The sequence below is a fragment of the Bacteroides sp. BFG-637 genome (assembly GCF_024793605.1).
GTDB classification, from domain to species: domain Bacteria; phylum Bacteroidota; class Bacteroidia; order Bacteroidales; family Bacteroidaceae; genus Bacteroides; species Bacteroides vicugnae.
Map to the genome: position 1 here is coordinate 1 of NZ_JANUPD010000002.1, position 15503 is coordinate 15503.

10 protein-coding genes and 2 pseudogenes are annotated in these 15503 nt (G+C 41.7%); 7 read left to right on the forward strand and 5 right to left on the reverse strand.

Going from position 1 to position 15503, the window contains the following annotated elements; genetic code table 11:
• Entirely contained in the window at positions 1–1413 is a 1413-nt protein-coding gene (gene dnaA / locus NXX38_RS00020) for a chromosomal replication initiator protein DnaA (RefSeq protein WP_074638126.1), read from the forward strand.
• Between the two features lie 100 nt (positions 1414–1513).
• Here dnaA and NXX38_RS00025 read toward each other — a convergent pair.
• Positions 1514–2253: pseudogene (locus NXX38_RS00025) on the reverse strand (NADPH-dependent oxidoreductase).
• 285 nt (positions 2254–2538) lie between these two features.
• On the opposite strand from NXX38_RS00025, the gene NXX38_RS00030 reads away from it, so the two are divergent.
• The 4 genes from NXX38_RS00030 to folB all read left to right on the forward strand — a co-directional run bounded on the left by NXX38_RS00030 (position 2539) and on the right by folB (position 9378).
• Positions 2539–5082, forward strand: coding sequence for an adenosylcobalamin-dependent ribonucleoside-diphosphate reductase (locus NXX38_RS00030; RefSeq protein ID WP_074559132.1), 2544 nt, complete (start codon positions 2539–2541; stop codon positions 5080–5082).
• Between the two features lie 131 nt (positions 5083–5213).
• Positions 5214–7895: a 4-alpha-glucanotransferase gene (locus NXX38_RS00035; RefSeq protein ID WP_258978247.1), complete on the forward strand. Its 2682-nt coding sequence runs from the start codon at positions 5214–5216 to the stop codon at positions 7893–7895.
• A 75-nt stretch (positions 7896–7970) separates the two neighbouring features.
• On the forward strand, positions 7971–9023 hold the full coding sequence (locus NXX38_RS00040) for an acyltransferase family protein (protein WP_074559134.1): 1053 nt from the start codon (positions 7971–7973) through the stop codon (positions 9021–9023).
• On the forward strand, positions 9007–9378 hold the full coding sequence (gene folB, locus NXX38_RS00045) for a dihydroneopterin aldolase (RefSeq protein ID WP_148365219.1): 372 nt from the start codon (positions 9007–9009) through the stop codon (positions 9376–9378). The genes NXX38_RS00040 and folB overlap by 17 nt, the downstream gene beginning before the upstream one ends.
• 133 nt (positions 9379–9511) lie before the next feature.
• Here folB and NXX38_RS00050 read toward each other — a convergent pair whose 3' ends face one another.
• The 4 genes and pseudogenes from NXX38_RS00050 to mtaB all read right to left on the reverse strand — a co-directional run bounded on the left by NXX38_RS00050 (position 9512) and on the right by mtaB (position 13309).
• Positions 9512–10036, reverse strand: a complete 525-nt coding sequence (locus tag NXX38_RS00050) for a methylglyoxal synthase (protein WP_258978249.1) — start codon at positions 10034–10036, stop codon at positions 9512–9514.
• A 3-nt stretch (positions 10037–10039) separates the two neighbouring features.
• Positions 10040–11068: a glycosyltransferase family 2 protein gene (locus NXX38_RS00055; protein ID WP_234132435.1), complete on the reverse strand. Its 1029-nt coding sequence runs from the start codon at positions 11066–11068 to the stop codon at positions 10040–10042.
• Positions 11065–11987 (reverse strand): annotated as a pseudogene (locus NXX38_RS00060) (lysophospholipid acyltransferase family protein). The gene NXX38_RS00055 and the pseudogene NXX38_RS00060 overlap by 4 nt, the downstream one beginning before the upstream one ends.
• 2 nt (positions 11988–11989) lie before the next feature.
• Entirely contained in the window at positions 11990–13309 is a 1320-nt protein-coding gene (gene mtaB / locus NXX38_RS00065; RefSeq protein ID WP_148365221.1) for a tRNA (N(6)-L-threonylcarbamoyladenosine(37)-C(2))-methylthiotransferase MtaB, read from the reverse strand.
• Positions 13310–13419: 110 nt separating this feature from the next.
• Between mtaB and NXX38_RS00070 the strand changes: the two genes are divergently transcribed.
• Together NXX38_RS00070 and NXX38_RS00075 are read left to right on the forward strand one after the other, a co-directional pair.
• Complete coding sequence (locus NXX38_RS00070; protein ID WP_217721249.1) at positions 13420–15093, forward strand: long-chain fatty acid--CoA ligase; 1674 nt, start codon at positions 13420–13422, stop codon at positions 15091–15093.
• Between the two features lie 158 nt (positions 15094–15251).
• A complete protein-coding gene (locus NXX38_RS00075) occupies positions 15252–15473 on the forward strand; it encodes a hypothetical protein (protein ID WP_004306615.1) in 222 nt (73 codons plus the stop codon).
• Positions 15474–15503: the final 30 nt, after the last annotated feature.

Here is a 15503-nt window from a genome sequence, read left to right on the forward strand (position 1 = left end):
ATGATTGAATCAAATCATGTCGTACTTTGGAACCGCTGTCTCGACGTAATTAAAGACAATGTTCCTGAGACGACATATAATACTTGGTTTGCCCCTATTGTTCCGTTGAAATATGAGGACAAAACTTTGATCTTACAGATCCCGAGCCAGTTTTTCTATGAAATTCTGGAAGAGAGATTCGTAGATCTAATACGCAAGACATTATATAAGGTCATTGGCGAAGGCACCAAGTTGATGTACAACGTCATGGTGGACAAGACTTCGATTCCAAATCAAACCGTGAATCTCGAAGCAAGCAATCGTTCTACAGCTGTTACCCCTAAAAGTATAATCGGAGGAAACAAAGCTCCCAGTTTCTTACAGGCTCCTGCCGTTCAAGATCTGGACCCGCATTTGAATCCCAATTATAATTTTGAGAACTTCATTGAAGGATACAGCAATAAACTTTCAAGAAGTGTAGCAGAAGCTGTAGCGCAAAAACCGGGAGGGACCGCTTTCAACCCGTTATTCCTTTATGGAGCATCCGGAGTGGGAAAGACACACCTGGCAAACGCAATAGGCACAAAAATCAAAGAAATTTATCCAGAGAAAAGAGTATTGTACGTTTCGGCACATTTGTTCCAGGTACAATATACGGATTCTGTACGAAATAACACGACCAACGACTTTATTAATTTTTATCAGACGATCGATGTATTAATCATTGACGATATTCAGGAGTTTGCCGGTGTCACCAAGACTCAAAACAATTTCTTCCATATCTTCAATCATTTACATCAGAATGGTAAACAGCTCATATTGACTTCGGACCGTGCTCCCGTATTATTGCAGGGTATCGAAGAACGCCTCCTGACCCGTTTCAAATGGGGTATGGTAGCCGAGCTGGAAAAGCCGACCGTAGAACTTCGCAAAAATATTCTACGCAACAAGATACACCGTGACGGGTTACAATTTCCGGCAGAAGTGATTGACTATATTGCCGAGAATGTGAATGAAAGTGTACGTGATCTGGAAGGTATCGTCATCGCTATCATGGCCCGTTCTACTATTTTCAATAAGGAAATAGACCTGGATTTAGCACAACACATTGTACATGGCGTGGTTCACAATGAAACGAAAGCTGTCACTATTGATGATATTCTCAAAGTGGTATGCAAACATTTCGACCTGGAGCCGTCTGCCATACATACAAAATCCAGAAAAAGAGAAGTCGTTCAAGCACGACAGATCGCCATGTATCTAGCTAAAAACCACACAGACTTTTCAACTTCTAAAATAGGTAAGTTCATCGGTAACAAAGACCATGCAACAGTACTTCACGCCTGCAAAACCGTAAAAGGACAATTGGAGGTAGACAAGAGCTTTCATGCAGAAGTACAGGAAATAGAGTCGTTACTGAAGAAGAGAAACTGAAATTAAGTATAAAGTATTAAGTATTACCTTGGTGCGAAACCGCATAATAAAGCTTGTCCGCATGGATAATACTTAATACTTAATACTTTATACTTAATACTTAAAAGAATCCTTGCCGGCGAAGTACTTTCAATAGATTTTCGGACATAAATTCGTTATCTTTCTTTGTGTAACGCACGTCCGTAAAGACTTGAGCCAATGTTTCTTTTTCATTTTCTTCGATAAACTGCTTGTTTTCCGGCAATGATTCTTTGTAGGCGTAAAGTTTATCTATTTTTTCCGGTGTATAGTCGTGATATTTTTCATCGTGCACGGCAGCTTCCAAAGGCAAGCGGTCTACTTGTGCGGGAATACCATCCGGATAGCCTACCGTTATTGTGGTGAGAGGGAATACCAGTTCGGGAAGCTGGAGAGTATCGATAATCATTTGAGGATTATAAGTAGTAGTCCCCAAATAACAAATGCCGAGTCCTACTTCTTCCGCCAGTGTACAGAAAGTCTGAGCAACGAGCAAAGTATCCATGGAGGCATTCATAAAAGACATTAAATTATCATAGCCCGGCACAGCTTTCCGCTGTTCACACCATTTGCTGAAACGACGAAAATCAGCACAAAAAGTCAATACGACCGGTGCATTTTTTACCATAGGCTGATTGAAATGAGCAGGCGAGAGTTTCTCCTTCATTTCTGCATCACGAGTCACAATTACACTATAAAGTTGCATTCCCCCATCGTAGAAGCACGAAAAGAGGTTTCGAGCAAATCATTTAACAAACCAGGATTTATATCTTTAGGCAGATATTTCCGAATAGTTCTTCTGTTCTTTACGGTTTCAAACATATCTTTTTTTTTGCAAAGATATAAAAAGAAAAAAATATTCTACCACACTAGCAGAATAGAATAGTTTTCTTTTTGGAGAACTTTAACCTTTGAACAAAAAACACTTTCAACTGTTTATCAAATACTTAGCATAAACAAATGGAAAACTTGCAACCTGTTAATAAATTATTTCATTTTTATTTTGATAGATGAAAAAACATTCTTAGCTTTGCGGCTACATTTGTTAACGATAAGTAAACTTCTACATATTACTTATTAAAAACGAGATTTAACACAAATTGAATCGTGGAAAAACAAATTTATTCTTACGACGAAGCCTATGAAGAATCTTTACGATATTTTCAAGGCGACGAGCTTGCTGCAAGGGTTTGGGTAAACAAATACGCAGTAAAGGATTCTTTCGGTAATATCTATGAAAAATCCCCGGAAGACATGCATTGGAGAATTGCAAATGAAGTGGCACGCGTAGAATCAAAGTATCCGAATGCGTTGACAGCAAAAGAACTGTATGATTTATTAGATCACTTCAAGTACATCGTCCCCCAAGGTAGCCCGATGACAGGAATCGGTAACGACTATCAGGTTGCTTCACTATCCAATTGCTTTGTTATCGGAGTGGATGGCGCAGCCGACTCTTACGGTGCTATTATCAAAATCGACGAAGAACAGGTGCAACTGATGAAAAGACGCGGTGGTGTAGGTCACGATTTATCACACATCCGTCCGAAAGGCTCTCCCGTTAAAAACTCGGCACTGACTTCCACCGGCCTTGTTCCATTTATGGAGCGTTATTCGAATTCTACTCGTGAGGTAGCTCAAGACGGACGTCGTGGTGCACTGATGTTGAGTGTATCCATCAAACATCCGGATTCCGAAGCATTTATTGACGCCAAGATGACTGAAGGCAAAGTAACCGGAGCCAATGTTTCTGTCAAGCTGGACGATGCTTTCATGCAAGCTGCCGTAGATGAAAAGCCGTATGTACAGCAATATCCTATTGACTCTGCCAACCCGACATTTACCAAAGAAATCAACGCTTCTACCTTGTGGAAGAAAATCGTTCATAATGCATGGAAATCAGCAGAACCGGGAGTTTTATTCTGGGATACGATTATCCGTGAGTCCGTGCCTGATTGCTATGCAGATCTGGGTTACAGAACTGTATCTACCAACCCATGCGGAGAAATTCCTCTATGTCCTTACGATTCATGCCGTCTATTGGCTATCAATCTATATTCCTATGTAGTGAATCCGTTCAAACCGGATGCTTATTTTGATTTTGACCTGTTCCAGAAACACGTGGCTCTTGCTCAACGTATCATGGATGATATCATCGACCTCGAACTCGAGAAAATCGAACGTATCATGACCAAGATTGACGAAGATCCGGAAAATGAAGAAGTAAAACATGCAGAACGCACACTTTGGGAGAAAATCTACAAGAAGAGTGGACAAGGTCGCCGTACTGGTGTAGGTATCACTGCAGAAGGTGATATGCTTGCTGCATTGGGATTGCGTTACGGAACGGAAGAAGCGACAGAATTCTCTGAAAAAGTACACAAGACAGTAGCTCTCGGCGCATACCGTTCTTCAGTGGAAATGGCCAAAGAACGTGGTGCTTTCGAAATATACAATAGCGAACGTGAACAGAATAATCCGTTCATCCAACGCCTGGCAGCAGCTGACCCGAAACTGTATGAGGACATGAAGAAATACGGTCGCCGTAACATTGCCTGCCTGACAATTGCTCCAACCGGAACTACCAGTTTGATGACACAGACAACTTCCGGTATCGAACCTGTATTCCTGCCTGTTTACAAACGCAGAAGAAAGGTTAATCCGAACGATACGAATGTACATGTAGATTTTGTAGACGAAACAGGAGATGCATTCGAAGAATATATCGTATTCCATCACAAGTTTGTGACCTGGATGGAAGCTAACGGATACGATCCGGCCAAACGCTATTCCCAAGAAGAAATTGATGAACTGGTTGCTAAATCTCCTTATTACAAAGCAACTTCCAACGATGTCGACTGGTTGATGAAGGTGAAGATGCAGGGAAGAATCCAGAAATGGGTAGACCACTCCATCAGCGTAACGATCAATCTACCGAATGATGTAGACGAGGATTTAGTAAACCGTTTGTATGTAGAAGCATGGAAATCCGGCTGTAAAGGCTGTACCGTATATCGCGACGGTTCACGCTCCGGAGTTTTGATTTCCACTAAATCAAATAAGGAAAAGAAAGAAGACCTTCCTCCTTGCAAACCGCCTACGGTTGTAGAGGTACGTCCGAGAATATTGGAAGCAGATGTTGTCCGTTTCCAGAACAACAAAGAAAAATGGGTGGCTTTTGTCGGATTATTAGATGGACACCCTTATGAAATATTCACAGGTTTGCAAGATGATGATGAAGGTATCTTGCTACCTAAGAGTGTGACTTGCGGACGTATCATCAAAAATGTAGATGAAGACGGTACCAAACGTTACGACTTCCAATTCGAGAACAAACGCGGATATAAGACGACCATTGAAGGATTGTCAGAGAAGTTCAACAAAGAATACTGGAACTATGCTAAATTGATTTCTGGTGTGCTTCGCTACCGGATGCCGATTGAACAGGTTATCAAACTGGTTGGCTCTCTCCAATTAAACAGTGAAAGTATCAACACTTGGAAAAACGGTGTGGAACGTGCATTGAAGAAGTATATTCAGGATGGAACAGAAGCCAAAGGTAAGAAATGCCCGAACTGCGGTAATGAGACATTGGTTTATCAGGAAGGCTGTCTGATTTGTACAACTTGCGGTGCTTCCAGGTGTGGATAATAGTCCTACGTATGTTAATTAATATATAAACAAAAGATTAAAAGGAGTCCAATGCGACTCCTTTTATTTTTTATTCAAAAAAATGTCTTATACTTGCAGTGTCTTATATGTACAATTAAAATCTAATATATATGATTCTATCATTTAATATTGAATACCGTACCAACTGGGGAGAAGAAGTAAGAATTTCCGGCTTATTTCCGGAATCAATTCCTTTACACACCACCGATGGTATCTATTGGACGGCAGAAGTTGAGCTTGAAATCCCCCATGAAGGGATGGCTATCAATTATAACTATCAGATAGAACAAAACGGAATAGTTATCCGCAAGGAATGGGACAGTTTTCCAAGATCTATTTTCCTATCAGGCACTTCCAAGAAGATATACAGAATCAATGATTGCTGGAAAAACATTCCGGAACAGTCGTACCTTTATAGTTCAGCTTTTACAGAAGCTTTACTGGCACATCCCGAGAGAGAAAGTATCCCGCAAAGTTATAAGAAGGGCCTGGTAATCAAAGCCTATGCTCCACATATCAATAAAGATTATTGTCTGGCGATTTGTGGTAACCAGAAATCATTAGGCCACTGGGACCCGGAGAAAGCGGTTCTAATGAGTGACGTCCATTTTCCGGAGTGGCAGATAGAATTGGATGCCAGCAAACTAAAATACCCGCTGGAATACAAATTCATCCTCTACAACAAACAAGAAAAGAAAGCGGACTGCTGGGAAAAGAACCCCAACCGTTATCTGGCAGACCCGGAACTGAAGACAAACGAAACGCTCGTGATCTCCGACCGGTATGCCTATTTCGACATTCCCGCCTGGAAAGGTGCGGGAATCGCCATACCTGTATTCTCCTTAAAATCAGAGAAAAGTTTTGGAGTAGGTGATTTTGGTGACTTGAGACGTATGATCGACTGGGCAGTAATCACCCATCAGAAAGTTATTCAGATTTTACCGGTCAATGACACCACCATGACTCACACATGGACCGACTCTTACCCCTATAACAGCATTTCCATTTATGCCTTCCACCCAATGTATGCGGATATCAAGCAAATGGGAACTCTGAAAGACAAAGAAGCCGCATCGAAATTCAACAAAAAGCAAAAAGAACTGAACAGTCTGCCTGCCATTGACTACGAAGCAGTAAACCAGACTAAATGGGAGTTTTTCAACTTACTATTCCGACAGGAAGGAAAAAAAGTCTTAGCTTCCAAAGGTTTCAAAGACTTCTTTGAAGCCAACAAAGAATGGTTGCAACCCTATGCAGTCTTCAGTTATCTGCGCGACGCCTACAAAACACCCAATTTCCGTAAATGGCCACGACACTCTGTTTATAATGCGGAAGATATAGAAAAAATGTGCCAGCCGGAAACTGTAGACTATCCTCATATCTCATTGTATTACTATATTCAGTATCACCTGCACCTGCAATTACTGTCTGCAACCGAATATGCCCGCCAACACGGTGTTGTATTAAAAGGAGATATTCCAATCGGTATCAGCCGCAACAGTGTAGAAGCCTGGACAGAACCTCATTACTTCAATCTCAACGGACAAGCAGGTGCTCCACCCGATGATTTCTCCATCAACGGGCAAAACTGGGGATTTCCTACATACAACTGGGATGTCATGGAAAAAGACGGCTACCGCTGGTGGATGAAACGTTTTCAGAAAATGGCGGAATACTTCGATGCCTACCGGATCGATCATATCCTCGGTTTTTTCCGTATCTGGGAAATACCGATGCACGCCGTACACGGATTGTTAGGTCAGTTTGATCCTTCTCTCCCCATGAGTCGGGAAGAAATCGAAAGTTATGGCCTCACGTTCCGGGATGAATACCTGCTCCCATCTATTCATGAATCTTTCCTTGGACAGTTGTTCGGCCCCCATACCAACTTGGTAAAACAAGACTTTCTCCAATTAGTTGACGACTCCGGTACCTATCGGATGAAACCGGGATTTGAGACGCAAAGGGAAGTAGAACAATTCTTTGCCGGCAAAAATGATGAAGATAGTATCTGGATTCGGGAAGGGCTTTATTCATTAATCAGCAACGTTTTATTTGTTGCGGACAAAAAAGAGGAAGGGAAATACCACCCTCGAATCGGCGTACAACGAGATTTCGTATTCCGATTGCTAAACGAAGAGGAGAAGAATGCTTTTAACAAACTATACGACCAGTATTATTACCACCGACACAATGAGTTCTGGTTTCAACAGGCCATGAAGAAATTGCCCCAGCTGACACAATCCACCCGTATGTTGGTTTGTGGAGAAGATCTGGGGATGATTCCTGCTTGTGTATCATCAGTGATGAATGATCTCCGTATTCTCAGTTTGGAAATTCAGCGAATGCCTAAAAATCCAATGTATGAATTCGGGCATTTGAATGAGTATCCATACCGGTCTGTCTGCACAATCTCCACCCACGATATGTCTACCTTGCGTGGCTGGTGGGAAGAAGATTATCAACAGACCCAACGCTACTATAATGCAACGTTAGGACACTACGGTACTGCACCAACCACTGCTACTCCCGAGTTGTGCGAGGAAATTGTACGCAATCATCTCAACAGTAATTCTATTCTCTGCATCTTGTCTTTCCAAGATTGGTTATCAATAGACGAGAAGTGGAGAAATCCGAATGTGGCGGAAGAACGGATTAATATTCCATCAAATCCACGAAATTATTGGCGATACCGGATACACCTCACATTGGAACAGTTGATGAAAGCAAAAACACTCAATGATAAGATTTGTGAACTGATAAAAAATACAGGAAGAGATCCGAATAAATAAGATAAAAGGCACTAACTCTTTTTATTCCAATTTATGAAGTATCTTTGCGCCGAAAAGTGAAATTGAAAAGAGATAATGGAAGGCAACCAAAGCAGACGTATTGATTTCGTGGACTTAACCAAAGGAGTCTGCATCATCCTTGTAGTAATAGCGCACGTTGGAGGAGCCTTCGAACAGCTGGATACCAATTCCATGCTCTCCTGTTTTCGCATGCCGCTTTATTTCTTTATCTCCGGAGTATTTTTCAAATCATACGAAGGCTTGTTCGGATTTATCCTACGGAAAATAAACAAGTTGATTATCCCTTTTCTTTTCTTCTATCTAAGCGCATTTCTAATGAAATATATCGTTTGGAAAATAGCACCCGGGGTATTTCAACTGCCTGTATCATGGAATGAGCTCTTGGTAGTGTTTCATGGACATGACCTTATCAAGTTCAATCCTCCGATTTGGTTTCTACTTGCACTATTCAACTGCAATATCCTGTTTTATCTGATCCACTTTCTGCGTGAGAAACACCTGCCTATCATGTTTGCTGTCACCCTCCTGATTGGTTGCACAGGATTTTATCTCGGAAAGTTACAGATAGAGTTGCCTTTGTATATAGATGTTTCCATGACCGCCCTCCCTTTCTATGTAGCCGGTTTCTGGATTCGGCGGTATAACTTTTTTCTGTATCCCAGTCATCGTTTCGACAAGTTGATCCCGGTTTTCGTTCTATTGGCACTGGTAGTCATGTACTTTACCGCTACCACATTAGGTATGCGCACCAACAACTATACGGGAAATATTTTTCAAGTATATATCGCTGCATTTGCAGGAATATTTATGATTATGTTACTTTGCAAAAAAGTAAAGGAAATAAAGGTTATTTCTTACTTAGGGCGATATTCGATCATCACCTTAAGTATTCATGGACCGATACTTCATTTTTTAGGTCCATTGGTCAGCCGTTATATTCACAATAGTTGGGCACAGGCAAGTGTACTTTTGCTTATAACACTAAGTATCTGCATTCTGCTCACCCCCGTCTTTCTAAAAGTGATTCCACAAATGGTTGCACAGAAAGACCTGTTAAAAGTCAAACAAGATCACACTAAAAAGACAATATATGAAGATAAACAGTAGCTATATTCTTTTGAAAGAAATTCGTTGTTACGCCTATCATGGAGTTGCACCGCAAGAAAATCTGATCGGAAATGAATATATCATTGACCTGAAACTGAAAGTGGATATCAGCAAAGCTACCCGGACAGACGAAGTTACCGACACCGTCAACTACGCCGAAGTACATCAGGTGATAAAAAACGAAATGGCTATTCCCTCAAAATTGCTGGAACACGTGAGCGGACGGATTATACAAAAACTCTTTGCCCAATTCCCCTGTATTGAAGAAATAGAACTCCGGCTTTCCAAACGGAATCCACCGATGGGAGCAGATATAGAGTCCGCAGGAATTGAGCTACACTGCAGCAAGAAATAAGATATCACATTGTTGGTAATGAAACATAAATAACGAAATGCAGATAATACGATATTAATAAAGTAATCCGTATCATCTGCATTCCTTTTTTAAGCAAAATCTGCTCCTATTTTCACAGCCGTAAACTACCGGCTTATTTTCTCTCTCTTTTTCTTCTATTTACTGATTCAACAGCTTCCGTCACCACAGGTTTATCCTGGAAACGCTTTGTATAGCCGGAATAGTCCGGATGAATGCGCTCGTAGTCAGGATCCATAAATAACGGACTGGAAATAATATGATCCGCCGTAGAACGATTACAGCAAAAAACAATATTTTCTACACCAGCCAAGCGGGTTAATGCTTTCACATCCGTATCATGCGGTTGCAGTGTCATAGGGTCAGTGAAGAAAAACAGATAGTCAATCTGTCCATCCACAATACGTGATCCCATCTGTTGGTCACCACCCAGCGGACCTGATTTTAAAATCGTAAAATCCCATTCTTCATCAGGGTGCTTCTCTTTCAATGCTTCCAATATCAAAGTACCGGTAGTACCTGTACAATAGAATTTATTTCCCATCAACAGTTCCGAATTCCACAATACCCATTCGATGAGATCTTTTTTCATCGCATCATGCGCTACCAGCCCGATGCCTCTTCTAACCTTTGCTTCCATTTGCTATCCTTTTAAATCCGACAATTGAGAGAATCTTTTGCATCCTCTCACATAAAACTGCCACAAGATACTACTTTTTGTCCGTTCAGGTATCGGATTCAAAGTTTTTTTTCTCATATTCTTTTCACGGGATAAAGAAAATGAAGGACGTAGCTGTTGGTACTCTTTTCGTGCACGCATGACAGCACGAGCATTGTCCCAATGCCCTTGCAACAAGAAGTTAAACACTGCCACATAATCGAGACAGGCCCGGATACGCATCACTTTATTTAACTCCTCCTGTGGAAGATTCTTATAGAGCATGACAAGATTATTACGGAAATTAAGAAAAGTCTTATGAGGATTCTCTTTTTTAAGAGTAGCTCCCCCCACATGATAGACAACACTTTGAGGCACACAAACAATCTCACGTCCTCGCGAACGAAGTCGCCAGCACAAATCTATTTCCTCCATATGTGCAAAAAAACGTCCATCCAATCCTCCGGCATTCATATAATCAGCGCGTCGGATAAACAGGGCTGCTCCCGTCGCCCAGAAAACAGGAATCACTGTATCGTACTGACCTTCATCCTTCTCCACAACGCCCATTATACGCCCTCGACAAAAAGGATAACCATATTTATCAATAAAACCACCGGCTGCCCCGGCATATTCGAAATATTCTTTTTGTCGCTGGCTCCGTATCTTCGGCTGACAGGCAGCCACCTCCGGGTGAGCATCCAGATAAGCAACCATTGGTTCCAGCCAATGCTCCGTCACCTCGACATCCGAATTCAAAAGCACTACATATTCTGCATCTACCTGCTGTAATGCCCAATTGTATCCGTCTGCAAAACCATAATTCTGATCGAGCACAATCGTCTTAACAGAAGGAAATTCCTGTTGAAGCAAAGTCACAGAATCGTCTGTAGAGCCATTATCAGCCACACAAACCTCCATCCCCTCTCCTTCCGAATAGCGGACAACAGACGGAAGAAAAGTACGGAGCATATCACATCCGTTCCAATTCAAGATTACAACTGAAACTTTCATTGCTGTTCTTTCTTCTTGTTCAATTCTTCCTGTTGTTCAGCTTCCTCTCTGGTTAATTTCCAGCGTTTATGAGACCACAACCAGTATGCCGGTTCTCTACGAATTGTCTGCTCCAATCGGTGAGCAAACATTTCAGTGATTTCTCCTTCCTTGGTTTCTTTCGGCGTCTCCGTCATTAGTTTGAATTCCGCTTCACAATATCCTCTACGTCTCTTACTAAGTTCGCAATAGAAAACAGGGAAATTCATCATTTTAGCAATACGCTCGGCACCATTCAGAAAAGCAGTCTCCTGCCCTAAAAAAGTAGTCCAATATCTATCAAATCCGCTGGGCCATTGGTCGGTAATCAGACCGACTACCATCTTTTTCCATCACGCTTCAACTTAATAATTTCACGTGCAGTAGAATGTTTGGGAATATTATATCCTCCGAAACGAGAGCGGATACGCTTAAAAAGTTTATCCAGATATTGATCTCTCAACGGTTTATAAACCTGCACGGGAACATCTCCGGGTTTCATGATCGCCCCCATGCCAATCAACCATTCATAATTGGCATAATGAGGAATCATCACAATAATGCCTCCGTACTTTTCTGTCAGTTCCAGATATTGTTCCGTATTCTTATAAATCATTCTCACACAAAGCTCTTCGGCAGACATATGCAACAATTTCAAATCCTCAAGCATATAATCCGACAGATAGCGATAGAATTTGCGTTCAATCTGCAATCTCTCGGCATCAGTTTTTTCCGGAAATGATCTCAACAGGTTCCCCCGAACTACTTTCCGGCGATATTTTCCAATATGATACATCAGCAGATAATTCAAATCCGAGAACATATACAAAACCCGGAACGGAAGTGCCGAAAACAACCACATCCCACTATATACCAACCAGTAGATAAGTTTTGATCCCATACTTATATCAGAATTGTACCTTTAAGTGCTGTCATCTCTTCATTAAAATCTCCCAAACGTACATTGACCACCCTATTATCCAGCGAATCATCGCTTTCCACCTCTACACGTATATAGTTCTCCGTAAATCCATGCATCGGAGCACCTGCCTTCGATTTTTCCATCAGCACCGGCATTGTCTGCCCAATATGACGAGCATAAAAGGCCTGCGTTTTTTGATCCGACAGTGTCAATAAACGTTGACTACGCTGATGTTTCTCTTCCGGGGAAACCACATATTCTATTTTTAGGGCCTGCGTTCCGGGACGTTCGGAATAACTAAACACATGCAACTGGGTCACATTCAAACTCTCAATAAACTGATAAGCTTGTTGGAAGTACTCCGGCGTTTCTCCACGGGTTCCCACAATCACATCCACACCGATAAAAGCATCCGGCATCACCTCTTTGATCTTCTTCACTTTGGAAGCAAAAAGAGCTGTGTCATAACGGCGGCGCATTAATTGCAAAACCTCATCACAACCGGACTGCAAAGGGATATGGAAATGAGGCATAAAACTACGGGAGTGAGACACAAATTCAATGATCTCATCGGTCAACAGATTTGGTTCTATAGAAGATATCCGATAACGTTCGATTCCCTCTACCTGATCCAGCGCTTTTACCAAATCAAAGAAACTCTCCCCTGTTGTTTTACCAAAATCTCCAATATTCACTCCGGTCAGAACAATCTCTTTTCCTCCTTCGGCAGCTGCTTGACGGGCCTGTTCAACCATGGAAGCAATAGTCCCGTTACGACTTCGCCCCCGGGCAAAAGGAATCGTGCAATAAGAACAAAAGTAATCGCATCCATCCTGCACCTTCAAAAAGAAACGGGTACGGTCTCCCCGTGAACACGAGGGAGCAAAAGAACGGATATCTTTGGTCGCCGTAGTGATAGCTTCTCCTTTTTCATGCTTTTGGAGGTCACCTAGATATTGAAGCAATTCTCCCTTCTGTTCAGCTCCCAACACTACGTCCACTCCATCTATCTTTGCCACATCGCCGGGCTTCAATTGCGCATAACATCCGGTCACTACCACAAAAGCACCTGGGTGTTGTTTTACCAGACGATGAATCGCTTGCCGGCATTTCTTATCCGCCATCTCCGTCACCGAACAGGTATTTACCACACAGATATCTGCCTTCTCTCCTTTACGCGCAGTCCGGACTCCTGCCTCACGCAGAATTTTACCGATAGTTGAAGTCTCTGAAAAATTTAATTTGCAGCCTAAAGTATAATAAACGGCTGTCTTATTTTGAAATACAGTGGTATCTATCATAAGCTGTTATAAACACATTAACTTTGCAAAGTTACACATTATTATTAGTAAAACGCTTTTGGATACGAAAGTTTATTCCTATTTTTGCACAATTCACTAAAAAACGTGCAATGATTAAAGAGAATTTCATTAAACTATACGAAAATAGTTTTCGTGAAAATTGGGATCTACCTTGTTACACCGATTATGGAGAAGATACCCAATATACTTATGGGGAGGTAGCTGAAAAAATCGCCCGTTTACATCTGTTATTCAAACACTGTAGCCTCCGCAGAGGGGATAAGATTTCAGTTATCGGCAAAAACAATGCTCACTGGTGCATCGCCTATATGGCAACTATCACGTATGGAGCAATCATTGTCCCCATCCTTCAAGACTTTACGCCCAACGATGTTCATCATATCGTCAATCATTCCGAATCTGTATTTCTGTTCACCAGTGACAGCATCTGGGACAATCTGGAAGAGGAAAAACTAACGGGACTGCGAGGCGTATTCTCACTGACCGATTTCCGGTGTCTTTATCAGCGTGACGGAGAAACCATACAGAAGTTTCTGAAAAACACCGATAAAGAAATGCATTCTTTGTATCCGAAAGGATTTGCCCGTGAAGATGTTCAATATACCACTTTATCCAATGACAAAGTGATGCTATTAAACTATACTTCCGGAACCACCGGTTTCAGTAAAGGAGTGATGCTGACAGGGAACAATCTGGCAGGAAATGTTACCTTCGGTATCCGCACCGAACTTCTTAAAAAGGGAGACAAGGTACTCTCTTTCCTCCCACTCGCTCATGCATACGGCTGTGCGTTCGACTTTCTGACAGCAACTGCTGTCGGCACCCATGTCACTTTGCTTGGAAAAACTCCTTCTCCCAAGATTATAATGAAGGCTTTTGAGGAAGTGAAACCCAACCTTATTATTACTGTCCCGCTAGTGATCGAAAAGATATATAAGAATATCATCCAACCACTCATTAATAAAAAAGGCATGAAGTGGGCACTCAATATTCCGCTGCTCGACACACAGATCTACAACCAGATACGCAAAAGACTGATTGATGCACTGGGAGGCCGGTTTAAGGAAATCATTATCGGTGGCGCCGCTATGGATAAAGAAGTAGAAGAATTCTTCTACAAAATTAAATTCCCTTTTACTATCGGTTACGGTATGACGGAATGTGGACCGCTAATCAGCTATGCCCCTTGGGATGAATTTGTACAAGGCTCTTCCGGAAAGATTCTGGATATAATGGAAGCACGTATCTATAAGGAAAACCCTGAAGCAGAAACCGGAGAAATCCAAGTGCGGGGAGAAAACGTGATGGTAGGATATTACAAGAACCAGGAAGCAACAGAGGAAGTATTCACACAAGACGGCTGGCTACGTACGGGTGATCTCGGTAGCATGGACAACAGCGGGAATATTTTCATCCGGGGACGGCTCAAGACCATGATCTTAAGCTCAAACGGACAGAACATCTTCCCCGAAGAGTTGGAAACAAAACTGAATAACCTACCTTTCATTCTTGAAAGTCTCGTTATCGAACGCAACAAAAAATTAGTAGCACTCGTTTATGCCGATTATGAAGCGTTGGATTCTCTCGGATTAAACAATCCGGATAACCTGAAAACAATCATGGATGAAAATCTTAAGAATCTGAACAGCAATGTAGCCGCTTATGAAAAAATCAGCAGAATCCAACTTTATCCTACGGAATTTGAAAAAACTCCCAAAAGAAGCATAAAAAGATACCTATATAACAGTATTGCTGTCGATTAGCATGTTTTTAAACATACGAAAGTGGGAAAAAAGTGGCTAGTTACAAAAAAATATATAAAAAAGTTGGTGTTTCGAGAACAACATATTGAAAAAGTACATACCTTTGCAACGTTTTAATAAAGCAATTGATTGTATTACGTTTTTAAAAAGCAAAGAAAATGAAAAAATTAGTTTTGATGGCCGTAGCTATCGTAGCAGTATCATTCGCATCATGTGGTAACAAAGCAGCTGACGCAGCAAAAGCAACTGCAGATTCTATCCGTATCGCTGACTCAATCGCAGCAGTAGAAGCAGCAGCTCTTGAAGCTGAACAAGCAGCAGCCGCAGCAGCAGATTCTTTGAATGCTGATAGCACTGCAACTGAAACTGTAGCTGAATAATTCAGAAACAGCTTAGAGAGAATTGAAAGT